Origin of the sequence: Streptomyces sp. PA03-1a, assembly GCF_033792805.1 — a bacterium.
In the GTDB taxonomy this organism is placed as follows: domain Bacteria; phylum Actinomycetota; class Actinomycetes; order Streptomycetales; family Streptomycetaceae; genus Actinacidiphila.
In genome coordinates this window covers 21,821-43,101 of sequence record NZ_JARAVO010000033.1, presented here as the reverse complement: position 1 = coordinate 43,101, position 21,281 = coordinate 21,821, and the positions used below count along the sequence as shown (strand labels likewise).

Here is a 21,281-nt window from a genome sequence, read left to right as displayed (position 1 = left end):
GTGCTGCGCTGTGACATCAGCCTACGGATCAGCCGCGCGCCGTGGGCAGTCCTGATGACGCACGAGTCTCGTGTGCACCGTGCACGAGGCTTCAGCCGCGCTGGTCCCCGCCCCCGGCCGGTCCGGAGCACCGGCGGACGAGCTGCGCCTCGGCGTCGTCGAGGTAGGACGCCAGCAGCAGTTCCGCCTTCGCGGGGTCGGCCGCCTCCAGGGCGGCGAGGATCTCCCGGTTGCCGCCCAGGTAGGGGGCGTGGAACTCGCGCGGGTCGTCCATCGCGTGGAAGGCCAGGCGCAGTTCGGCGAGCACGCCCGTCATGAGCCCGGTCAGCCGGGCGCTGCCCGCGAGGTCGACCAGCGCCTGGTGGAAGTGGATGTCGGCCGTGCCGAGCAGGCCCCACCGCTCCCCGGCCGCGGCCCGCTCGCCCTCCGTCACGGCCTCCGCCGCCCCGGTCAGGTCGTACGGCGGGGCCACGAGGCCGCGGATCACGGAGCACTCGACCAGGCGCCGCACCCGGTAGACGTCGACGACGTCCCGCACGGTCAGCACCCGGACGAAGACCCCGCGGTTGAGCTCGTGCACCAGCAGTCTCTCGTGCGTCAGCAGCCGGAAGGCCTCGCGGAGGGTGTTGCGGGAGACGCCCAGCGCCCCGGCGACGACGTCCTCGGCGAGCTTGGCGCCCGGCGGCAGGTGGCCCTCGGAGATCCGGCTGCGCAGCACGGCGGCGACGCGGTCGGCGGTGCTGGAGCGTGCCAGCAGCGCGCGGTCGCCCACGAGGACCGCCGGATCCACCTCGGCTGCCATCGTCCCCGCCCCTCTCCGCTCCGCCGCGGGCCCGCGGCGCGGGCCCAGTCAATCCGAGAGCGGGGGACAAGACAACAGGACTCTTGTGGGATTGTTCAACAAGAATCTACGGTGATCGAGCGCCGGGTACCCGTTCGCCACCGGCCCGCCGGAGACCGCAGCTCGCGTCGCCCGACCGGACGCGACCCTTCCCGAGGAGCTCGCCGCACCGATGACAGACCTCGTGATCGACCTCAACGCGGACCTGGGGGAGGGCTACGGGCGGTGGGTCCTCACCGACGACGACGCCCTGCTCTCCGTCGTGACCAGCGCCAACGTCGCCTGCGGCTTCCACGCCGGGGACCCCGGCATCATGCGCCGGGTGTGCGACACCGCGGCCGGGCGCGGGGTGCGCATCGGCGCCCAGGTCTCCTACCGCGACCTGGCGGGGTTCGGCCGGCGGGCGATGGAGGTGCCCGCCGACGAACTGGCCGACGAGATCACCTACCAGATCGGCGCGCTGGAGGTCTTCGCCCGCGCCGCCGGGGCCCAGGTGGCGTACGTGAAACCGCACGGGGCCCTCTACAACAGGGTCGTCGTCGACGACGAGCAGGCCGCCGCCGTCGCCGCGGGCACCCGGCGGGCCGACCCGGCCCTGCCGGTGCTCTGCCTGCCCGGCTCGGCCATGGAGCGCGCGGCCCGGCAGGCCGGGCTGGACGTGGTGGGGGAGGCCTTCGCCGACCGCGCCTACACCGCCGCCGGCACACTCGTCCCGCGCGGCACCTCGGGCGCGCTCCTCGCCGACCCCCACGACGTCACCCGGCAGGCGGTCGCCCTCGCCCGCGACGGCGTCACCACCGCCCTGACCGGCGAGCGGGTGACCGTACGGGCGCGGTCGCTGTGCCTGCACGGCGACTCCCCGGACGCGGTGGCCACGGCCCTGCGGGTGCGGGCCGCGCTCGAGGACGCGGGCGTGCGGCTGGAGGCGTTCGCGTGAGGGTCCTCACGGTCGGGGAGGACGCGCTCCTGATCGACCTCGCCACCGCCGAGGAGGCGCAGTCCTGGCACGCCGAGCTCCTGCGCCGCCGCGGCGATGGCAGCCTCGGGCCGGTGCGCGAGATCGTCCCCGGCGAGCGGACCGTGCTGCTGTACGGGGTGCCGGACACCGCCGCGCTCCGCGCCGAGCTGCGCGGCTGGACCGTCGCGGCCCGGGCCGCCGGGAGCGGGCCGCTCGTGGAGATCCCCGTGCGCTACGACGGGCCCGACCTGGCGGTCGTGGCCGAGCGGTGGGGCGTTGCGGAGGAGGACGTGGCCGGGCTGCACACCGGTGCCGAACACCGCGTCGCCTTCTGCGGGTTCGCCCCGGGCTTCGCCTACATGACCGGCCTCGGCGCACGGTACGGCGTGCCGCGCCGGGCCGAGCCGCGCACCTCGGTGCCCGCCGGCTCGGTGGCCGTCGCGGGCCCCTACACCGGCATCTACCCGAGGAGTTCGCCGGGCGGCTGGCAGCTGATCGGCACCACCTCCGTGCGCCTGTGGGACCTGGAACGCGAACCGGCCGCGCTGCTCGCGCCCGGCACGCGGGTGCGCTTCGTCCCCGTGCCCGCCGGGGCCGGCGCGTGAGCGGGGGCGAGCTGCGGGTCGTCAGGGCCGGCGCGCTGACCACCGTCCAGGACCTCGGGCGGTACGGCCACGCGGCCCTCGGCGTCGCCCGCTCCGGGGCCCTGGACCGTCCGGCGCACCGGCTCGCCAACCGACTGGTGGGCAACGCCGACGGCGCCGCGACCCTGGAGACCACGCTGACCGGGGTGACCGTGCGGGTCACCCGCCCCGCCGTCGTCGCGGTCACCGGAGCCCCGGCACCGGTCCTGCTCGACGGCCGTCCCGCCCCCTGGGGCACCCCCGTGCGGCTGCCGGCCGGGGCGGTGCTCGAGGTCGGGCCCGCCACGCGGGGCGTGCGCAGCTACCTCGCGGTCGGGGGCGGAGTGGCCGTGCCCGCGGTGCTCGGCAGCCGCTCCACCGACCTGCTGTCCGGGCTCGGGCCCGCCCCGCTCGGGGACGGTGACGTCCTGCCGCTGGGCCCGGGGGCCGGGCTGCCCGTCCACGCCGACCTGGCCCCGCACGCCGGTCCGCCGCGGGAGCTCGTGCTGCCGCTGCGGCTCGGTCCGCGCGACGACTGGTTCACGGCCGCGGCCGTACGGACCCTCGCGGCCGGCCGCTTCCGGGTGTCGGACCGCAGCAACCGCATCGGGCTGCGCACCACGGGGCCGGTGCTGGAGCGCGCCGTCCACCGGGAGCTGCCCAGCGAGGGCATGGTCGTGGGCGCGGTCCAAGTGCCGCCCGACGGCAGGCCGGTGGTCTTCCTCGCCGACTCGCCCACCACCGGCGGCTACCCGGTCGTCGGCGTCGTCCCCGAGCGCGGCCTGGCCGCGGCCGCGCAGGCCGTCCCGGGGCTGCCGGTGCGCTTCGTGCCCCGACGCTGAGGCCGGTCACGGCCCTTCCGGATTTCTGCAACGCGTTCTACTCTTGCGCCGTCGTCGCTCAGGGACGCGACCGGACCTCTGGAGGGGCCGTGCACCTGGACCACACCCCGGAGCAGCAGCGGCTGCGCGCCGAACTCAGGTCGTACTTCGCCGGACTGGTGCCCGACAACGCCTACGCCCGCCACTTCGACCGGGCCGCGGCCAAGCGCTTCTACCGCGACACCGTCCGCCGGCTCGGCGGCGACGGCTGGCTGGGCGTCGGCTGGCCCGAGGAGTACGGCGGCCGCGGCATGACCCCCATGGAGCAGTTCATCTTCTTCGACGAGGCCGCCCAGGCGGGCGTCCCGCTGCCGCTGATGGCGCTCAACACCGTCGGCCCCACGATCATGCAGTTCGGCACCGAGGAGCAGAAGGCCCACTTCCTGCCGCGCATCCTCGCCGGCGAGATCGACTTCGCCATCGGCTACTCGGAACCGGACGCCGGCACCGACCTGGCCGCGCTGCGCACCCGCGCCGTACGGGACGGCGACACGTATGTCGTCAACGGGCAGAAGATCTGGACCACCAACGGCGACACCGCCGACTGGATCTGGCTCGCCGTGCGCACCGACCCCGGCGCCCCGCCCCACAAGGGCATCTCGATCCTCCTGGTGCCGACCACGGATCCCGGCTACTCCTGCACGATCATCAACACCCTCGCCTCCCACGACACCACCGCCAGCTACTACGAGGACGTCCGCGTCCCCGTGGCCCGCCGCGTCGGCGAGGAGAACCAGGGCTGGCGGCTGATCACCACCCAGCTCAACCACGAGCGCGTCACCCTCGCCGCCCACGGCACGATGGCGATCCGCGCCTTCCACGACGTACGCCGCTGGGCCGCCGGCACCAAACTGGCCGACGGCCGCCGCGTCATCGACCTCGCCTGGGTCCGCGGCCGCCTCGCCCGCACCCACGCCCGCCTGGACGCCATGAAGCTGCTCAACTGGCAGATGGTCGACGCCCTCCAGCGCGGCACCCTCACCCCGCACGACGCCTCCGCCGTCAAGGTCTACGGCTCCGAGGCCCGTCGCGACGCGTACGCCTGGCTGATGGAGGTCACCGCCGCCCTCGGCCCCATGAAGGAGGGCTCCGCGGGCGCCCTCCTCCACGGCGAGCTGGAACGCGGCTACCGAAGCGCCGTCATCTTCACCTTCGGCGGCGGCAACAACGAGATCCAGCGCGAGATCATCTCCTGGATCGGGCTGGGCATGCCGCGCGTACGGCGGTGAGGCGGCCGGGCCGCGGCCAGGCCGCCGCCGGTCCTACGTCCACCGGCGCAGACGCGACGGGACCTCCGCTCGATGCCCGGCCGCCCGGAGCGGTTCTAGCGTGCGGTGCATGGAGATCCCCGAGCAGTACAAGTACGCCGTCATCCCGCACGCGTTGGTCGACGGGGCCGCCGAGGCGATCACGTTCTACGCCGCCGCGTTCGGAGCGACGGAGTCCTTCCGGCTCGAAGGCGACGACGGGCGGATCGTGCACGCCGAGATCAGGATCCACCGCTCCACCCTCATGCTCGGCGACGCCGAGGCCCCGGCCTCGCCCCCGTCCGCCGCGGCCGCGCCGTCCGTCGTCCTGCACGTCTACGTGCCGGACGTGGACGCCCTCACCGACCGGGCCGTGGCCGCCGGAGCCGAACTGCTCGCGGCCCCGGCCGACATGCCGTACGGCGCACGCCAGTCGATGCTGCGGGACCCCTTCGGCCACGTCTGGATCTTCCTGACGCCGCTGTCCTGATGACCTCAGAAGTGGGTGGCGATGCCGAAGGCCTCGCGGAGCCGGAGCATGTCGTGGCGGTCCCGGTCGGTCGGCTCGTACCCCTGGTGGAAGTACACCTGCTGCTCGGCCGACAGGCACGGGACGACGGTCCGTTCGACCTCGCCGGTGACGAAGCACGCGGCCGGGTAGACGAAGGGCCGCCCCGGCTCCGGCGACGCCTGTTGCGCGCTCCCGTCGGCGGCGAAGGACAGCGGGTGCAGGTCGATCTCACGGCCCCTGCCGTCGGTGACGACGAAGCGCACCGGCCGCCGGTCGAGGGACTGGGTGAAGCCGGCCGCGGCCAGCGCCGCGACGACGGTGTCCTCCTGCGCGTGGCGGTGCATGAGGTCCAGGTCCCGGTGGTCGCGGGTCTGCCTGCGCAGCAGGGCGTCGACGCCCCAGCCGCCGCCCACCCAGACCTCCGCGCCCGCGCTCCGCAGCAGGTGCAGGATCTCCACCACGTCCGGCCCGGTCATCATCGCCGCATCCCCCCTCGCCCGGTTCGAAGCCCCAGGGTGCCACCCCGGAGCGGATCACGGGGCCGGGCACCGCGGAGTATGGTGGAGGTGGCGGTGGTCCCTGGTGACCGCCGCGCGGCGGTGGGGCCCGCCGTAACCGAACCGCGGTGAGGATGCCGCCAACGGTCCCTACTTGTGACGGAACGCGCCCGCAGCAGGGCGCCTCACGAGTAGGAGACGCATGACCTCACCAGCCCCCTTCTCCCCGATGACCGAGCCCGTGTCCCCCGACGTCGAGCCGCAGCCGCCCCTGCCGCGATCCGCGCGGATACGGGAACAGGCGCCGGTCGTCGGCGTGGTCGCGGTCGGCGGAGCGCTGGGAGCGTGCGCGCGCTACGGCGCGGGCCTGCTGTGGCCCGGTGCGCCGGGCGCCTTCCCGTGGACCACCTTCGGTGTCAACGCGCTCGGCTGCGCCGTGATCGGCGTGTTCATGGTGGTCATCACCGAGATGTGGTCCGTGCACCGGCTCGTGCGTCCGTTCTTCGGCACCGGCGTGCTCGGGGGCTTCACCACCTTCTCCACATACGCCGTCGACATCCACGGCCTGGTGGAGGGCGGTCACGCCGGCGCCGGGCTGGCCTACCTCGCCGCCACGCCGCTGGTCGCCCTGGCCGCGGTGTGGGGCGCGGCGCACGCGACCCGTCGCCTGATCGTTCGGAGGCAGACATGACACGGCTGCACGGCACCGCGATACGGTTGACGATCCTCATCGGCGACAACGACACCTGGCACCACAAGCCGTTGTGCTCCGAGATCACCCGCCGCGCCCACGACGCCGGCCTGGCCGGCGCCAGCGTCTTCCACGGGGTGGAGGGCTTCGGCGCCTCCTCGCTGATCCACACCAGCAGGCTGCTCTCGCTGAGCGACAACCTGCCGGTGGCCGTCGTCATCGTCGACCACGAGGAGCGCGTCCGCGCGTTCCTGCCGCAGCTCGACGAGCTGGTCACCGAAGGGCTGGTCACCCTCGACGAGGTCGAGGTCATCCGTTACGTGGGACGGGGGAACCACGGGTGAACTGGGTGCTCGTCATCGCCGGGGCCGTGGTCGGGGCACCGCTGCGGTACCTCACGGACCGCGCCGTCCAGGCCCGGCACGACACCGTGTTCCCGTGGGGCACGTTCACGGTCAACGTCGTCGGCTGCCTCGTCCTGGGGCTGGTGGCAGGCGGGGTCACCTACGGGGCGGCCTCCCATTCGGTCCAGCTCCTGGTCGGCACGGGTTTCTGCGGGGCGCTGACCACCTACTCGACCTTCTCGTACGAGACCCTGCGGCTGGCGGAGACCGGGGCGCGGTTCTTCGCCGTCGCGAACGTCGTCGCCAGCGTGGTCGCCGGGATCGGCGCGGCCTTCACCGGGGCCGCCGTGGCCCAGGCGATCTGGGCCTGAACCGCGCCCGGCACCGGAAGGCCGCAGAACAGGACGTTCCCGGCGACCCGCCTAAAATGAGAGGAGTCCACACTCCGGCCCGTCGCCCGGAGCGGACGCGGGTGCGTTCCCCGCCGACAGGCGCCGCGAGGCGTGTGCCGCGTGCCGGGCGACGGGGCTCCCACCGCGGGAGGGCACCATGTCCCTGGCTCAGCGTTCCGCCACCCGGATCCAGACGGCGGGCCACACCCAGACCCCACCGGCCGACATACGCGACTCGCTGTTCACGGCACCCCTGCTGCTGATCGGCGGGTGGCTGTTCGCCGCCGGATGGGCGCTGGCGTATCCCGACACGCCCATCGGCAACAACGTGCGGATCGTCGACCTGGTCTTCTCGACCATCATCCTGCTCAACGCGATCGCACGGGCGGCCCGGACCCGGGGGCCCGGCAGCGACGTCATCACCATCGTGTGCGGTGCCTGCCTGGTCGCCTCGCCCTTCGTCTTCGGCTACTTCGACGACCCGGGCGCCGGTCTCGCGCCCCTCAACCAGATCGTGACGGGCGTGGGCCTGATCGTCCTGGGAGCGGTGAGCCTGGCCCTGATCGAGCGACGGCGCTCCCACCCGCCGGGTGACGCCGCGCCCGCCCGCTGACACGCCACCGAGGGAGGGCCGCACGGGGCAGACCCGGCGCCCCGCGCGGCCCTATGCTCGGCGCTGCGGGCACCAGGCCGGAGGCCGCCGCCCCGGTCGCGGGTGGGGCCGGCCGTGGTCGCACGGCGACAGGAGGCTGCGATGCGCGACGCCGACCCCGGGCTCTTCGGGCCCGCCTCGGTCACCTGGCAGATGCACGGCGACCCCATGATGTGGATCGCCGGCGTACGGGCGCTGTACCTGCAGGCGCTGCACCCGCGCGCGGTGCGCGGCGTCACGCAGAACTCGGACTTCCGCCGGGACGCGTGGGGCCGTCTGCTGCGCACCGCGGACTTCGTCGGCACGATCACCTACGGCACCACGCTGCAGGCCGAGCGGGCCGGGGCCAAGGTGCGCGGCATCCACCGCCGGCTGTCCGCGACGGACCCGGACAGCGGCGAGCGCTTCCCCGTCGACGATCCCGGACTGCTGCTGTGGGTGCACTGCGCCGAGATCGACTCCTACCTGGAGGTCGCGCGGCGCTCCGGCTTCCCCCTGTCCGACGCGCAGGCCGACGCCTACGTCGCCGAACAGCGCGAGGCCGCCCGGCTGGTGGGCCTGGACCCGGCGGAGGTCCCCGGCGACACCGAGTCGCTCGCCGCCTACTTCGAGAAGGTGCGGCCGGAGCTCGCCGCCACCCCCGAGGCCCTGGAGGTCTTCGCCTTCCTGCAGGGGCCGCCCGTGCCCTGGGCGCTGCTGCCCCTGCGGTTCGCCGTGTGGGGCCGGGCCACCGCACTGGCCTACGCCGCGCTGCCACCCTTCGCCCACGAGCTGTACGGGCGGCCCGCCCCGGCCGTCCCGGTCACCGGGCGGCGGCTGCGCGGCACGGGCCTGCTGCTGCGCACGGTCCCCTCCTACCTGCGCTGGCAACTGCCCCCCGGGCACATCCTCAAGGCGGTCGGACGCCTCGGCCCCGGCACGCACCCGTCCACCCACCGGCTGCGCGAACAGGCGCGTTCCCTGGGGTAACGGCGGGTCCCCAAGCGTGCCCCCCGCGGCCATACTGGGTACGGGGAGAGGCGGACGACCGGGGGCGGCGCACACCATGACGGCAGGTCGGTACGACGGGGGAACACTGCTGCGCGACCGCTACCGGCTGCGGGAGCGGATCGGGCGCGGCGGCATGGGCGAGGTCTGGAAGGCGCTGGACGAGTCGCTGGGCCGGGAGGTCGCGGTCAAGTGCCTGAAACCGACGAGCCCTTCACTGGACCCGTCCGTGCACCGGGTGCTGCGGGAGCGCTTCCGCCGCGAGGCACGGGTCGCGGCGGCGCTCCAGCACCGCGGCGTCACCGTCGTCCACGACTTCGGTGAGAGCGAGGGCGTGCTCTTCCTCGTCATGGAGCTGCTCGACGGCCGCAACCTGCGGCAGTTGCTCGGTGACAACGAGGGCCGTCCGCTGCCCGTCCCCGACGTCACCGACATCGCCGTGCAGATCGCGGCGGCCCTGGCGTACACCCACGCCCGGGGCATCGTGCACCGCGACCTGAAGCCGGCGAACGTCATGCGGCTCGCCGACGGCGACGTGAAGATCTGCGACTTCGGCATCGCCCGCCTCGGCCACGACATCGGCTTCACCTCGCGGCTGACCGGCACCGGGGTCGCCATGGGCACCCCGCACTACATGTCGCCGGAGCAGATCGGCGGCGAGGACGGGATCGACCACCGCAGCGACCTCTACTCGCTCGGCTGCGTCCTCTACGAGATCGCCACCGGCGCGCCGCCCTTCGATCTCGACGACACCTGGGCCGTCCTCGTCGGCCACCGCGACACTCCGCCCCGGCCGCCGCGCGAGCACCGGCCCGACCTGCCCGGGGAACTGGAGCAGCTCGTCCTCGACCTGCTCGCCAAGAACCCGGAGGACCGCCCGCAGAGCGCCGCCGACGTGGCCGGACGGCTCAAGACGCTCCGGGACGGCGGGCAGGGCGGGCAGGGCGGCACCCGCCCCGAGCCCGGGCTGCCCTCCTGGGCGCGCCGTCTGGAACTGCGGTCGGGGGCGCCCGGCATGCACGGCACCGCGGCCCTGGCGAGCCGGCACACCACGGCCGTCGGACTCGCCCGGCTGGGCCGCTGGTCCGAGGCCGAACGGTCGCACCGCGCCGTCGCCGAGGAGCGCGAACGGCTGCTCGGGGCCACCCATCCCGACACGCTCACCAGCCGCTACGAACTCGCCCTGTGCCTCAGCCGCGGCGGCCGCCACGCCGAGGCGCTGCGCGCGTACGAGGAAGTTGCCGCGGCCCGGGCGCAGGCCCTGGGCGCGGATCACCCCGCCGTGCTCGCCGCCCGCCAGGAGGCCGCCTACGCCCTCGGACGGCTCGGCCGCCACGAGGAGGCCCGCCAGGGGTACACCGCGGTGCTCGCCGCCCGCGAGGGGCGGCAGGGCACCGACCATCCCGACACCCTGCACTGCCGGCACAACCTCGCCGTCACCCTCGGGCTGCTCGGCCGCACGCAGGAGGCGTACGCGCTGGCGGCGCAGGTCGCGGACTCCCGCACCCGCGTCCTGGGCCCCGCCCACGCCGACACGCTCACCACCCGCTGCGAGGTCGGCCATCTGCTCGGGCTCCTCGACCGCTGGCCGGAGGCCCGCGCCACCTACGCCCACGTCGCCGCGACCCGGGCCGCACTGCTGGGGGCCGACCATCCCGACACCCTGGCCACCCGCCACGAACTGGGCATCTGCCTGGGGCGGATGGGCCTCGGCGCCGAGGCCCACGAGCTCTACACCGACCTCGTCGCCCTCCGCACCCGCCTGTCGGGCCCCGCCCACCCCGACACCCTCCGCGCCCGGCACGGCCTCGGGGTCAGCCTCGGCCGTCTCGGCCGCTGGAGCGACGCCCTCGCCGAGGCCCGCGACGTCGCGGCGGTCCGCACCCGCGCGCTCGGCACGGACCACCCCGACACGCTCGTCAGCCGCCGCGAGATCGCCGTCGCCCTGGGCTGGCTGGGGGACTGGCGCGAGGCCCTGGCTCTCCACGAGGCCGTGGCGGAGGCCCGCGAGCGGACCCTCGGCCCGGAGCACCCCGACACGGTGGCCAGCCACGAGGACCGGGCCCGCTGCCGCGAACAACTGGGCCTGCCCTGCTGACCGGACGATCGGATGACCCGTGCGACTCCGGGGACGGAGGCGGCCGTCCGGGCGCGCGTTCCGTGTCCGGAGGCGGCCGATGAGGAGCCGCCGCGGAGCTCGCCGGGCCTGTCGAGGGCCGCTTCGGCGGTGGTCGCCGCACCGCCGCCGTCGAAGCGGCGTGCCGAGCAGTCGGTCGCGGCTTCCGGCTGCGGGTCCGGAGTCGCGGAGGACGGGTTCTGCCGGGCCTGCCTCCGACGAGCCCGCGTAGGCCGTGTTCCCGGCGCCGTGGCCCTGGCGCGCCGAGTACCCGGTTGCGGCGGTCGGCCGCGGGTTCCGGGTTCAGGGGCGGCCGGTGGGAACCCGGCGCGGCGGACGCCGTGGCGCAGTCCGTCGTGCCTGTCGAGGTGGCTTCGGCGGTGGCGGCCGCACAACTTCGGCGGAAGCGCCTGCGGGCCCGCACGGGGCTGCGCTCCTGGCGCGCCCGGAACCCCGCGCGCGAGGTTCCGCGTTCAGGGGCGGCTGGTCAGGCGGGACTGCGCTGCCTTGCGGAAGGCCGCCACGAGGCGGTTGCCGTCGCCGGCGCGGGTCGCCAGGACGACGTGGCTCGGCTCGACGTCTTCGAGGGGGATCGCGGTGAGGTCGGGGCGCAGGCCGCCGCGGACGCCCGCCGAGATGGTCACGGCCTGCCCGGCGGCGACCACCTCGAACTTGTCCTCGACGGCGTCGATGAGGGGGCCGTCCGGCGCCGGGCTGCCGTCGGGGCGGGGGTCGATCCGCCAGAACGCGCTCCACGACGGGTCCGACTGCCGTACCCGGGGCAGGGGTTCGCCGGCGATGTCGTCGAGCGTGACGGACTCCTTGCCCGCGAGGCGGTGGTCCAGTGGCACCACCAGCACCCGGGGTTCGTCGTACAGCACGGTCACGTGCAGCCCGCCGGTGGGGAACGGCAGCCGCGTGACGAGCGCGTCCACCCGGTGGTCCAGCAGTGCCGCGCTCGCCTCGTTCCAGGGCACGTGCTGGGTGCGCACGTCGGCGTCGGGATGACGGTGGCGCAGTTCCCGCACCGCGGGGGTGACGATGAGGCCCGCGGTGTAGCCCACGGTGATCCGGCTGGGCCGGGCGGCGGCGCGGGTCTCGGCCGCGGCACTCGCGGCGGAGCGCAGCAGCGCCCTGGCGCGGGGCAGGAAGACCTCCCCGGCCTCGGTGAGGACGGTGCCCCGCGGGGTGCGGTCCAGCAGGCGCGCGCCCAGTTGCTGCTCGAGGCGGCGGACCTGCCGGCTCAGGGACGGCTGCGTGACGTGCAGCGCCTCGGCGGCCCGGCCGAAGTGCCGGTGCTCGGCGACGGCCGTGAAGTAGCGCACGAGCCGCAGGTCGAGATCCGGCGGCGCGGAGGAGGACTCGGACATGACGCCCAGCCTAGTCCGTCCCGTCCCCTTCCACCTGGGGTGATGCCCGGAACGCATTGCGCCGTGCAGAACGGGCCTTAGACCGCGGGTGGTCCCGGCCCGCACGATGGAGACCGCCCCGGACCGCGCCGCCGGCACCGCGCGAGGGGCGGCACCACACCACCTCATCGAAGGATCGCAGCATGCGTGTATTCGTCACCGGCGCCACCGGGCACATCGGGACCGCCGTCGTCGCCGAACTCCTCGGGGCCGGGCACGAGGTCGTCGGCCTCGCCCGCTCGGACCGTTCCGCCGCCGCCCTGACGACCGTGGGGGCCGGGGTCCACCGCGGCAGCCTGGAGGACCTCGACGGCCTGCGCCGCGGCGCCACGGAGGCCGACGGCGTCATCCACCTGGCCTTCGGCCACGACTTCTCCGACTACGCGGGCGCAGTCGCCACCGACCTGCGGGCCGTCGAGGCGATGGGGGACGCGCTCGAGGGCTCGGGACGCCCCTTCGTGATCACCTCCGGCACGCTGATGCTCGCCTCCGCCGTCGCGGGCCGCCCCGGGACGGAGGACGAGGCGGCGCCCCCGGCATCTCCCCGTGGCGAGGCGGAGAACGCGGCCGTCGCGCTCGCCGCGCGCGGGGTCCGGTCGTCGGTCGTCCGCCTCGCCCCGTCCGTGCACGGCCCGTCCGACCGGCACGGCTTCGTCCCGCGGCTGATCGGCATGGCGCGCGACAAGGGCGTCTCGGCGTACGTGGGGGACGGCGCCACCCGTTGGCCCGCCGTCCACACCCTGGACGCGGCGCGCCTGTTCCGCCTGGCCCTGGAAGCGGCGCCGGCCGGCTCGCGGCTGCACGGGGCCGGTGACGAGGGCATCCCGTTCCGGGAGATCGCCGAGGCGATCGGGCGCGGCCTGGACGTCCCGGTGAAGAGCGTGCCGCGCGAGGCGGCGGAGGAGCACCTCGGCTTCCTGTCCGGCTTCGTGACGCTGGACAACCCGACGTCGAACGCGCGCACCAGGGAGCTCCTGGGGTGGCGCCCGGAGCACCCCGCGCTGCTCCAGGACCTGGCGGAGGGCCACTACTTCGACCGGTCCGACGCCTGATCCGCGACGGCGGACGGCGGATAGCCTGCGGCCATGACCGGGCAGTCGTACGACGCTTCGCGCATCACCGTCCTGGACTTCGACGCGGGGGTGCGCGCCTGGCCGGGGAGGTACTTCCGGTTCGGGCAGGGCGATCCGCGGCTGCCGACCGCCGTGCTGTCCGCCGTCGCCGGGCACGTCATGCACCCGGCGGCCGCGGTCGCCCCGTCGCATTCGCTGAGCGGGCTCGTCGAGATCACCGCTGAGCTCTCCTTCACGGTGACCCTCGACGAGCCGCACTCCTGGGAAGGGCAGGAGGCTCCCGCCCCCGGGTACTTCGGCTCGCTGCTCGGCCCCGCGTGGCTCCTGCCGGCCGCCGCCGCGGCGCTGAGCACGCGCACGGTGGTGGAGATGTGGTGCGGCGGCCGCGGTTTCCGGCAGGAGTCGACGGGGCTCAGGCCCGTCTCGGCGCCGCTCGAGCGGGCGGCGCCAGCAGGGTGCGGGAGCCGGTGGGAATTCGCCCTGGACGGCGGGTACTTCGGGCCGGGCGCCGCCCTCTCCCCGGAGCCGGGACAACTCGATCCGTGCGAGCCCGCCTGTGCGGGGCCCGCGGGGCCCGGCCGGGTGGTCGTCCGGGACCTGCGCGACGGCGGGTGGGGAGAGGTGTGCTTCCCTAAAATCTGACGCTGCATCAGAAAATCTCTTCCCCCGGCCGGTCCGCTCGGGCATCCTGCCCCCATGGAGACGGAGCTGAGCAAGAGGCTGGGCATCGAGCACGCCATCTTCGGCTTCACGCCGTTCCCCGCCGTCGCGGCCGCGATCAGCAGGGCCGGGGGCATGGGAGTCCTCGGGGCGGTGCGCTACACCGCGCCCGACGAGCTGGCCCGGGGCCTGGAGTGGATGGAGGCGCACACCGGCGGCCGGCCGTACGGGCTGGACGTCGTCATGCCGGCCAAGAAGGTCGAAGGCGTCACCGAGGCGGACGTCGAGGCGATGATCCCGGAAGGGCACCGCCAGTACGTCCGGGAGGTGCTGGCCAAGCACGGCGTGCCCGAGCTGGAGCCGGGCGACCCCACCGGCTGGCGCATCACGGGCTGGATGGAGCAGGTGGCCCGCTCGCAGCTCGACGTCGCCTTCGACTTCCCGATCGGCCTGCTCGCCAACGCGCTGGGCTCCCCGCCCGCGGACGTCGTACGGCGCGCCCACGACCGGGGCGTCCCCGTCGCAGCCCTCGCCGGCAGCGCCCGGCACGCCCGGCACCACCAGGAGGCGGGCATCGACATCGTCGTCGCGCAGGGCTACGAGGCCGGCGGCCACACCGGCGAGATCGCCGGCATGGTGCTGGTGCCGGAGGTCGTCGGTGCCGTGGACCCGCTGCCCGTGCTCGCCGCCGGAGGCATCGGCACCGGTGAGCAGGTCGCCGCGGGACTGGCGCTGGGCGCCCAGGGCGTGTGGCTGGGCTCGGTGTGGCTGACCACCACGGAGGCAGAACTCCCCTCCTCCGCCCTGGTCCGCAAGCTCCTCGCGGCCGGCTCGGGGGACACCGTCCGCTCGCGCGCCCTGACCGGCAAACCGGCCCGCCAGCTGCGCACCGAGTGGACCGACGCCTGGGACGGCCCGGCCGGGCCCGGAGCGCTGCCGATGCCCCTGCAGGGCCTGCTGGTCGCCGACGCGATCACCCGGATCCAGAAGTACGAGGTGGCGCCGCTGCTCGGCACGCCGGTCGGCCAGATCGTGGGACAGATGCGTGAAGTACGCAGCGTCCAGGCGGTCTTCGACGACCTGACCCGCGGCTTCGAGCGGGCCGTCGACCGCATCAACCGCATCGCCGGACGCACCTGAGGAGGCGGCACCCATGACACCGACCACGGCGAACGCCCCCAACGGGTTCTGGGCCCAGGCCGCCGCCGACCCGGAACGGGTCGTGCTCACCTCTCCCGACGGCGACCGGTGGAGCGCCCGGCGGCTGCACGAGGAGTCCAACCGCCTCGTCCACGGACTGCGCGCCGCCGGCCTGCGGACCGGCGACGCCTTCGCGGTCGTGCTGCCGAACGGCGCCGAGTTCCTCACGGCGTACCTCGCCGCCTTCCAGGCCGGGTTCTACCTCGTCCCGGTCAACCACCACCTGGTGGGGCCCGAGATCGCCTGGATCGTCGCCGACTCCGGCGCGAAGGTGCTCGTCGCCCACGAGCGCTTCGGTGACCAGGCACGCGCCGCCGCCGACGAGGCGGGACTGCCCGGGACACGCCGGTACGCCGTCGGCGCCACGGGCATCGACGGCTTCCGCCCGTACGCGGACCTGCAGGCCGGCATGCCCGGCACCCCGCCGAGGGAGCGCACCACCGGCTGGGTCATGAACTACACCTCCGGCACCACCGGCCGCCCCCGCGGCATCCGGCGCGCCCTGTCCGGCAGGCCTCCCGAGGAGACCCACCTCGGCGGCTTCCTCGGCATCTTCGGCATCCGCCCCTTCGACGGGAACGTCCACCTCGTCTGTTCGCCGCTGTACCACACGGCGGTGCTGCAGTTCGCCGGCGCCGCGCTGCACATCGGCCACCCGGTCGTCCTGATGGACAAGTGGACGCCCGAGGAGATGCTGCGGCTGATCGACGTCCACCGCTGCACGCACACCCACATGGTGCCGACGCAGTTCCACCGGCTGCTGGCCCTCCCGGAAGAGGTCAGGAGCCGCCACGACGTCTCCTCGATGCGGCACGCCATCCACGGCGCCGCGCCCTGCCCCGAGCACATCAAGCGGGCCATGCTGGAGTGGTGGGGGCCGTGCGTCGAGGAGTACTACGCGGCCAGCGAGGGCGGCGGCACCTTCGCCTCCGCCGCCGAGTGGCTGAAGAAGCCCGGCACGGTCGGCAGGGCGTGGCCGATCAGCGAGATCGCCGTCCACGACGACGACGGCAACCGGCTGCCGCCCGGTGAACTCGGCACCGTCTACATCAGGATGAACACCCCCGGCTTCCGCTACCACAAGGACGAGGCCAAGACCCGGGCGAGCCGCATCGGCGACTTCTTCACCGTCGGGGACCTGGGCTACCTGGACGAGGACGGCTACCTCTACCTCCGCGACCGCAAGATCGACATGATCATCTCCGGTGGCGTCAACGTCTACCCCGCCGAGATCGAGGCCGCGCTCCTCAGCCACCCCGCGGTCGCCGACGCGGCCGCCTTCGGCATCCCCCACGACGACTGGGGCGAGCAGGTCAAGGCCGTCGTCGAGCCCGCCCCCGGCCACGAGCCCGGGCCGGAGCTGGCCGCCTCCGTCCTGGCCCACTGCGAGGAGCGCCTGGCGGGCTACAAGCGCCCCCGGTCGGTGGACTTCGTCGCCGAGATGCCGCGTGACCCCAACGGCAAGCTCTACAAGCGCCGGCTCCGCGACCCGTACTGGGAGGGCCGCGCACGGCCGCTGTGACCGCCCGGCCGCCCGGCCCCCGGACGGCCGGACGGCCGTGTCCGCCGGGGCGCCGGGCGGGGCGGCGGCGCCTACTGTGGAGGCGAGGGAGGCACATCCGATGACCCGACCCGTCACCGTGGGCCTGGACGGCTCGCCGGAAAGCCACGCCGCCATGCACTGGGCGGCGGGGGAGGCGCTGCGGAGATCGGTGCCGCTGCGCCTGGTGCACGCCGGGGGACACCCGTACGGCGACGCGGTGGTGCGCGAGGCCGCACAGGAGCTCGCCGAGCGCTATCCGGGGCTGCCCGTGACGACGGACGTGGCCGACGGCCCGCCGGCGGAGCTGCTGGTCGCGGAGGCGGGCCGCAGCGAGTTGCTCGCGCTCGGCTCGCAGGGGCTGAGCGGGCTCAGCGGCTTCCTCCTCGGGTCCGTGGGGCAGGCGACGCTGGCCCGCGCCGAGGGCCCCGTCGTGGTCGTCCGCACCGGCCAGGACGAGGGAGCCGGGGACGACCGGCGGCCCGTGGTGCTGGGCTTCAGCCTGCGGCAGGGCGCGGACGACGTGATCGCCTTCGCGGTGGAGCACGCGCGGCGGCGCGGGGTGCAGCTGCGGGTGGTCCACGCGTGGTCGTACCCGCCGACGTACGGATACGTCCCCGCGGCCATGGACCCCACCTGCGGCGCGGAGATCTCGGCGGCGGAGCGGCACGCGGTGCAGGCCTCCCTCGCGCCGTGGCGGGAGAAGGCGCCCGGTGTGGAGATCACGGAGGAGGTCGCCGCGGGCAACGCCGCGCAGCCCCTGGTGGACGCGGCGGCCGGCGCCTCGCTGCTGGTCGTCGGACGGTGCCGGAACCGGCACGGAGGCGCGGGCCCGCACCTGGGCCCCGTGGCGGCCGCGGTGCTGCACCACGCGGCCTGCCCGGTGGCCGTCGTCCCGCACTGACGCCCGCGGGAGCGGGCCTGTTCGCGGTGGGCGGACCGGAACGGGTGACGCCCGGACGAGTGACGTCTCCGGTCGGCGGGTAGCGTCGCCCGGGTGAGCGATCTCCACACCGTGCAGGTGAACGGCATCCGGATGGCCTACCGCAGCTGGGGCGAGGCGGACGCGCCGCCGCTCGTCCTGCTCCACGGACGCGGCTTGGACGGCGCCGACTGGCAGCCGGTCGCGCCCGCGCTGGCCTCGGCCCACCGGGTGTACGCGCCCGACCTGCGCGGCCACGGCGCCAGCGACTGGCCGGGCGAGTACGCCTTCGAGGCCATGCGCGACGACGTCGTGGCCTTCCTGGACACCCTCGGCCCGGAGCGGGTGGTGCTGGCCGGGCACTCGATGGGCGCGGTCGTCGCCTACCTGGTGGCGGCGAAGGTGTCGACCCGGCTGGCGGCCCTCGTCCTGGAGGAGCCCGTGCCGCCGGACCCGGAGGTGCCGCCGCGGGCCGTGCCGTCCGGCCCCGAGGGGGACGAGACGTGCGACTGGCGGGTCATCGCGGCCGTCAACCGCTGGCGCAACGCCCCCGACCCGGGCTGGTGGGACCTGCTGGCGACGATCGACTGCCCCACCCTGGTCCTCGCCGGCGGGGCGGCCAGCCACGTCCCCCAGGACGGCATCGCGGCCGTCGCGGCCCGGGTGCCGGGGGCGCGGCTGGTGACGGTGGAGGCGGGGCACCTGGTCCACCAGGAGCGCCCGGCGGACTTCCTCGCCGAGGTCAGGGGGCTCCTTCCGGCGCCCCGCCCTTGACCGGCAGCCCGGCCCGCAGCCACGCCTGGAAACCGCCCTCGAGGTCGGTGGCCCGGGTCAGGCCGACGTCCAGCAGCGAGGCCGCCGCCAGGCTGGAGGTGTAGCCCTCGGAGCACGCCACGATCCAGCGCACGTCGGGGCCGGTGGCCTCGGGGACGCGGGCGTCGCTCAGCGGGTCCAGCCGCCATTCGAGGACGTTGCGCTCGATCACCAGGGCGTCCGGGAACTCACCCTCCAGGGCCCGCTGCGCGGCCGGGCGGATGTCGACCAGCAGTGCCTCACCCGCGGCGATCTCGGCCGCCGCGTCGTCGGGCCCGACCCGGTCCAGCCGGGCCCGGGCGCGGTCGAGCATCCGGTCGATGCCGGACCTGACGGTGGCGGACGGGTTCATCGGGCGGCCTCCGGAGCGGTCGTGGACGCGGACGCGGTCACGGCCAGGGCGCGTGACAGGGGGACGGCGCGGGGCACCGCGGAGGGCTCCGGCTCGTCCGTCAGCACGGTACGCGTGCGCCGCAGCGAGCGCGCGGCGTCGACCGCGTAGTACGACATCGCCGTCAGGGGCGGCGAGTAGGCGTGCACGCTCACCGCGGGCGCGGCGGAGACGTTGACGACGTCGTGGACGTGCCCGAGCGGGAAGGCCGCGCCGCCGCCCGCGGCGAGTTCGCGGGTCGCGATGCTGCCGTGGCCCCGCTCGTCGTGGAGCCAGCGGTGCTCGGTGAGCGTGCCGCCGACGACGGTCAGGGCACCGAGCGAGCCCGCGTGGTCGTGCAGTTCGGTGGACGTGTCGCACGGCCACGTGATCAGCCAGACGTCCACGTAGGGGTCCTGGTGCAGCCGGGTGTACCAGCGGCGGTCGGGCAGGTGGACGGGCAGGTGCACACCGGCCTCGACGGCGGCGGCGTAGCCGCGGACGAGCGCGCGCAGTTGGGGGAGGACGAGCGGGGTGGGACCGCTCGCCCGGTGGTGCAGGGCCATGGGAAGGGCTCCAGAGCGGGAACACGACGTGCCCCGCCTGGGCGGGGGGGCAGGTCATGGGGTGGTCGGGGCTACGGAGGTCAGCCCCGGCGACAGCTCTGGTCGAAGTGGTGCGCACGGCGTCCCGGCCACAGGGGGCCGAGGTTCCAGATGTTCGTGCGCATGGACCCATGCAAACACACGGACCGCCGGTCTGTCCCCTCCGGAGTCGGGTACGTCACACAGGTGACACATGGGCCGCGACGGCCCGCGCGCACTCCATGGACTCCATGCGTGTCGTGTCCACTTCGATGTCGTAGACGACTCCCCGGTGGACCGCCTCCGCCTGCGCCGCCGCCATGCCCGGTACCCGGTCGCCCCGGGCGATCTCCCGGCCCGCCGCCACCTCGGGGGCGCAGCGCACGCCGACCCACAGCACCTCCAGGCCGTCCAGGGCCCGCCGCCAGCGGTCCTGCGAGGCGGGGCCGCCGAGGAACACCTCGTCGACGACGACCCGGGCACCGGCCCGCGCCATGGCAGCGATACCGGCCGTCCAGGCCTCGTCCAGGGCCCGGAAGGCGGCGCCGACCGACACGCTCCCGTCGGCACCGAAGCCGATGCCCGCCCCGGCCCCGGAGCCCCGCAGCCCGGCGGGCAGGCCGTCGACGAGCGTGTCGGAGCCGAACGTCAGCCACGGGTCCGGCAGGAGCACCGCCTGCAGGCAGCGCGCGATGCCCGACTTGCCGGAGCTGGAGCCGCCGTTGAGCACGATCACCTGGTGGGCCATCGGGCCAGGCTAGGGGCGGTGCCGGAGGGTCCGCGAGTCAATTGACCTCCGGCGAGCGGCGGGCGAAGCGCCGGAGCCTTTGTTCCTCGGCGGGCAGCAGATTGGGGTTGGCGAGGCGCGCGGCGATCGCCTCGGCCATCCTCGGCGCCGGGTCGGCGGGGGCGGCGTGGAGGAATCCGGCGATGAAGACGCGCAGGCCGACGTCCCGGACGGGGCCCAGGCCGACGCCGCGCAGGATGGCGACGGTCAGCGCGGTGTCGGCGGCGGGGTCGCCCGCCGCGGCGTTGCTCCAGTCGATCAGCACCGGTCCCTCCGGGGTGAGGATCACGTTCTCCGGGTGCAGGTCCAGGTGGAGGACGCGGTCCCGGGCGGGATCCCCGGAGGTGAAGCGGCGGCCGAGCCAGCGGGGCGCCGGGACGGCATGGAGGGACGCCTGCAGCCCGGCCAGCAACCGTCCGTGGGCGTACGCCCGCCAGGGCCTGCGGGCCAGGTCCCGGGCCATGGTGGGGCCCGTCAGGCGGTCCATGACGAGGTCGGTGCCGTCCGCGTCGTGCACCCGGGGCACCGCGAACCCCACGCCGGCGAGGTGGGCCATCAGGCGGGCCTCCTCGTGGGCCGAACCGCCGTGCCGGTAGCGGCGCAGGACCCGCGTGCCGTCCAGGGCGTAGACGTCGGCGTCGCGGCCCGCGCCGATCAGCTCCACAGGGCCTTCGCCAGCTCCCCCGCCGGGGCCACGGTCCCGAAGCGCGGGAGGGCCAGCGTCACGGCGGCCTCGTGCTCCGCCGCGCTCAGCGCGGTCATCGCGTCCTCGGCGAAGTGGAGTGCGTACCCGTGGTCGGCCGCCGCGCGGGCCGTGGACTCGACGCCCATGTTCGTCGCGATGCCGGCGATCACGAGCGTGCCGACGCCGCGCTCCCGCAACTCCTCGTCCAGGCCGGTCCCGTGGAAGGCGCCCACGGTCCGCTTGACGATCACGAGGTCGCCCTCCCGCTCCAGCCCTTCGACGAGCTCGCTCCCCGGCGGCTGCTCGTCGACCCCGGGGCGCTCCACGCGCACCAGGACGACCGGCGCCCCCGCCTCCCGGAAGGCCGTCGCGAGTCCCAGCGACGCCAGCACGACCTCCTCGCCGGACCGCGGAGCCAACGGCAGCTCCACGATGCGTTCCATCAGGTCGATCAGGACAAGTGCGGTGCGTTGGGGCTCGAGACGCGTCATGGGCACA

25 protein-coding genes are annotated in these 21,281 nt (G+C 75.1%); 17 read left to right on the top strand and 8 right to left on the bottom strand.

Annotated features, from left to right (window positions below; translation table 11 throughout):
• Positions 1 to 91 precede the first annotated feature (91 nt).
• The gene (locus tag PV341_RS10165; protein ID WP_500324289.1) at positions 92 to 802 is read right to left on the bottom strand and encodes a GntR family transcriptional regulator; all 711 of its coding nucleotides are present in this window, start codon (positions 800 to 802) and stop codon (positions 92 to 94) included.
• Positions 803 to 1,013: 211 nt separating this feature from the next.
• Here PV341_RS10165 and PV341_RS10160 point away from each other — a divergent pair, with 211 nt between their 5' ends.
• The 5 genes from PV341_RS10160 to PV341_RS10140 all read left to right on the top strand — a co-directional run bounded on the left by PV341_RS10160 (position 1,014) and on the right by PV341_RS10140 (position 5,040).
• Positions 1,014 to 1,778: a LamB/YcsF family protein gene (locus PV341_RS10160; RefSeq protein WP_500324288.1), complete on the top strand. Its 765-nt coding sequence runs from the start codon at positions 1,014 to 1,016 to the stop codon at positions 1,776 to 1,778.
• Positions 1,775 to 2,404, top strand: a complete 630-nt coding sequence (locus PV341_RS10155) for a 5-oxoprolinase subunit B family protein (RefSeq protein WP_500324287.1) — start codon at positions 1,775 to 1,777, stop codon at positions 2,402 to 2,404. Before PV341_RS10160 ends, PV341_RS10155 begins: the two co-directional genes overlap by 4 nt.
• Entirely contained in the window at positions 2,401 to 3,264 is an 864-nt protein-coding gene (locus PV341_RS10150) for a 5-oxoprolinase subunit C family protein (protein WP_500357413.1), read from the top strand. Before PV341_RS10155 ends, PV341_RS10150 begins: the two co-directional genes overlap by 4 nt.
• A gap of 89 nt (positions 3,265 to 3,353) precedes the next feature.
• On the top strand, positions 3,354 to 4,532 hold the full coding sequence (locus PV341_RS10145) for an acyl-CoA dehydrogenase family protein (protein ID WP_500324285.1): 1,179 nt from the start codon (positions 3,354 to 3,356) through the stop codon (positions 4,530 to 4,532).
• A gap of 109 nt (positions 4,533 to 4,641) precedes the next feature.
• Positions 4,642 to 5,040 (top strand): VOC family protein, encoded by a 399-nt coding sequence (locus tag PV341_RS10140; protein ID WP_500324284.1) that lies wholly within the window; start codon positions 4,642 to 4,644, stop codon positions 5,038 to 5,040.
• 5 nt (positions 5,041 to 5,045) lie between these two features.
• Here PV341_RS10140 and PV341_RS10135 read toward each other — a convergent pair whose 3' ends face one another.
• On the bottom strand, positions 5,046 to 5,537 hold the full coding sequence (locus tag PV341_RS10135) for a nucleotidyltransferase domain-containing protein (protein WP_500324485.1): 492 nt from the start codon (positions 5,535 to 5,537) through the stop codon (positions 5,046 to 5,048).
• Positions 5,538 to 5,760: 223 nt separating this feature from the next.
• Between PV341_RS10135 and PV341_RS10130 the strand changes: the two genes are divergently transcribed.
• From PV341_RS10130 to PV341_RS10105, 6 genes are all read left to right on the top strand, one after another.
• Positions 5,761 to 6,249, top strand: a complete 489-nt coding sequence (locus PV341_RS10130; protein ID WP_500324283.1) for a fluoride efflux transporter FluC — start codon at positions 5,761 to 5,763, stop codon at positions 6,247 to 6,249.
• Positions 6,246 to 6,593: a DUF190 domain-containing protein gene (locus tag PV341_RS10125; protein ID WP_500324282.1), complete on the top strand. Its 348-nt coding sequence runs from the start codon at positions 6,246 to 6,248 to the stop codon at positions 6,591 to 6,593. The genes PV341_RS10130 and PV341_RS10125 overlap by 4 nt, the downstream gene beginning before the upstream one ends.
• Positions 6,590 to 6,964, top strand: coding sequence for a fluoride efflux transporter CrcB (gene crcB, locus PV341_RS10120; RefSeq protein ID WP_500324281.1), 375 nt, complete (start codon positions 6,590 to 6,592; stop codon positions 6,962 to 6,964). The genes PV341_RS10125 and crcB overlap by 4 nt, the downstream gene beginning before the upstream one ends.
• A 178-nt stretch (positions 6,965 to 7,142) precedes the next feature.
• Positions 7,143 to 7,598: an SPW repeat domain-containing protein gene (locus PV341_RS10115; RefSeq protein WP_500324280.1), complete on the top strand. Its 456-nt coding sequence runs from the start codon at positions 7,143 to 7,145 to the stop codon at positions 7,596 to 7,598.
• A 141-nt stretch (positions 7,599 to 7,739) separates the two neighbouring features.
• Positions 7,740 to 8,606 (top strand): oxygenase MpaB family protein, encoded by an 867-nt coding sequence (locus PV341_RS10110; RefSeq protein ID WP_500324279.1) that lies wholly within the window; start codon positions 7,740 to 7,742, stop codon positions 8,604 to 8,606.
• A gap of 76 nt (positions 8,607 to 8,682) precedes the next feature.
• Positions 8,683 to 10,722: a serine/threonine-protein kinase gene (locus PV341_RS10105; protein WP_500324278.1), complete on the top strand. Its 2,040-nt coding sequence runs from the start codon at positions 8,683 to 8,685 to the stop codon at positions 10,720 to 10,722.
• Positions 10,723 to 11,213: 491 nt separating this feature from the next.
• On the opposite strand, the gene PV341_RS10100 is transcribed toward PV341_RS10105, so the two are convergent.
• Complete coding sequence (locus PV341_RS10100) at positions 11,214 to 12,110, bottom strand: LysR family transcriptional regulator (protein ID WP_500324277.1); 897 nt, start codon at positions 12,108 to 12,110, stop codon at positions 11,214 to 11,216.
• 182 nt (positions 12,111 to 12,292) lie between these two features.
• Here PV341_RS10100 and PV341_RS10095 point away from each other — a divergent pair, with 182 nt between their 5' ends.
• From PV341_RS10095 to PV341_RS10070, 6 genes are all read left to right on the top strand, one after another.
• A complete protein-coding gene (locus PV341_RS10095; protein ID WP_500324276.1) occupies positions 12,293 to 13,201 on the top strand; it encodes an SDR family oxidoreductase in 909 nt (302 codons plus the stop codon).
• A gap of 33 nt (positions 13,202 to 13,234) precedes the next feature.
• Positions 13,235 to 13,864: a hypothetical protein gene (locus tag PV341_RS10090; RefSeq protein WP_500324275.1), complete on the top strand. Its 630-nt coding sequence runs from the start codon at positions 13,235 to 13,237 to the stop codon at positions 13,862 to 13,864.
• A gap of 54 nt (positions 13,865 to 13,918) precedes the next feature.
• Positions 13,919 to 15,022 carry an NAD(P)H-dependent flavin oxidoreductase gene (locus PV341_RS10085; protein WP_500324274.1) on the top strand — a complete coding sequence of 368 codons (1,104 nt, stop codon included), beginning with the start codon at positions 13,919 to 13,921 and terminating at the stop codon, positions 15,020 to 15,022.
• Positions 15,023 to 15,035: 13 nt separating this feature from the next.
• Positions 15,036 to 16,604: an acyl-CoA synthetase gene (locus tag PV341_RS10080; RefSeq protein WP_500324273.1), complete on the top strand. Its 1,569-nt coding sequence runs from the start codon at positions 15,036 to 15,038 to the stop codon at positions 16,602 to 16,604.
• A gap of 100 nt (positions 16,605 to 16,704) precedes the next feature.
• The gene (locus PV341_RS10075) at positions 16,705 to 17,526 is read left to right on the top strand and encodes a universal stress protein (protein ID WP_500357411.1); all 822 of its coding nucleotides are present in this window, start codon (positions 16,705 to 16,707) and stop codon (positions 17,524 to 17,526) included.
• A gap of 93 nt (positions 17,527 to 17,619) precedes the next feature.
• Positions 17,620 to 18,318: an alpha/beta fold hydrolase gene (locus PV341_RS10070; RefSeq protein WP_500324271.1), complete on the top strand. Its 699-nt coding sequence runs from the start codon at positions 17,620 to 17,622 to the stop codon at positions 18,316 to 18,318.
• Here PV341_RS10070 and PV341_RS10065 read toward each other — a convergent pair.
• The 5 genes from PV341_RS10065 to PV341_RS10045 all read right to left on the bottom strand — a co-directional run bounded on the left by PV341_RS10065 (position 18,287) and on the right by PV341_RS10045 (position 21,274).
• The gene (locus PV341_RS10065) at positions 18,287 to 18,709 is read right to left on the bottom strand and encodes a rhodanese-like domain-containing protein (protein WP_500324270.1); all 423 of its coding nucleotides are present in this window, start codon (positions 18,707 to 18,709) and stop codon (positions 18,287 to 18,289) included. The two genes, PV341_RS10070 and PV341_RS10065, sit on opposite strands and share 32 nt — an antisense overlap.
• Positions 18,706 to 19,293 carry a cysteine dioxygenase gene (locus PV341_RS10060; RefSeq protein ID WP_500357409.1) on the bottom strand — a complete coding sequence of 196 codons (588 nt, stop codon included), beginning with the start codon at positions 19,291 to 19,293 and terminating at the stop codon, positions 18,706 to 18,708. Before PV341_RS10060 ends, PV341_RS10065 begins: the two co-directional genes overlap by 4 nt.
• 217 nt (positions 19,294 to 19,510) lie before the next feature.
• Entirely contained in the window at positions 19,511 to 20,059 is a 549-nt protein-coding gene (gene cpt, locus PV341_RS10055) for a chloramphenicol phosphotransferase CPT (RefSeq protein ID WP_500357407.1), read from the bottom strand.
• Between the two features lie 37 nt (positions 20,060 to 20,096).
• Positions 20,097 to 20,762 (bottom strand): phosphotransferase, encoded by a 666-nt coding sequence (locus PV341_RS10050; RefSeq protein WP_500357405.1) that lies wholly within the window; start codon positions 20,760 to 20,762, stop codon positions 20,097 to 20,099.
• Entirely contained in the window at positions 20,753 to 21,274 is a 522-nt protein-coding gene (locus PV341_RS10045) for an isochorismatase family protein (RefSeq protein ID WP_500324266.1), read from the bottom strand. The genes PV341_RS10050 and PV341_RS10045 overlap by 10 nt, the downstream gene beginning before the upstream one ends.
• Positions 21,275 to 21,281: the final 7 nt, after the last annotated feature.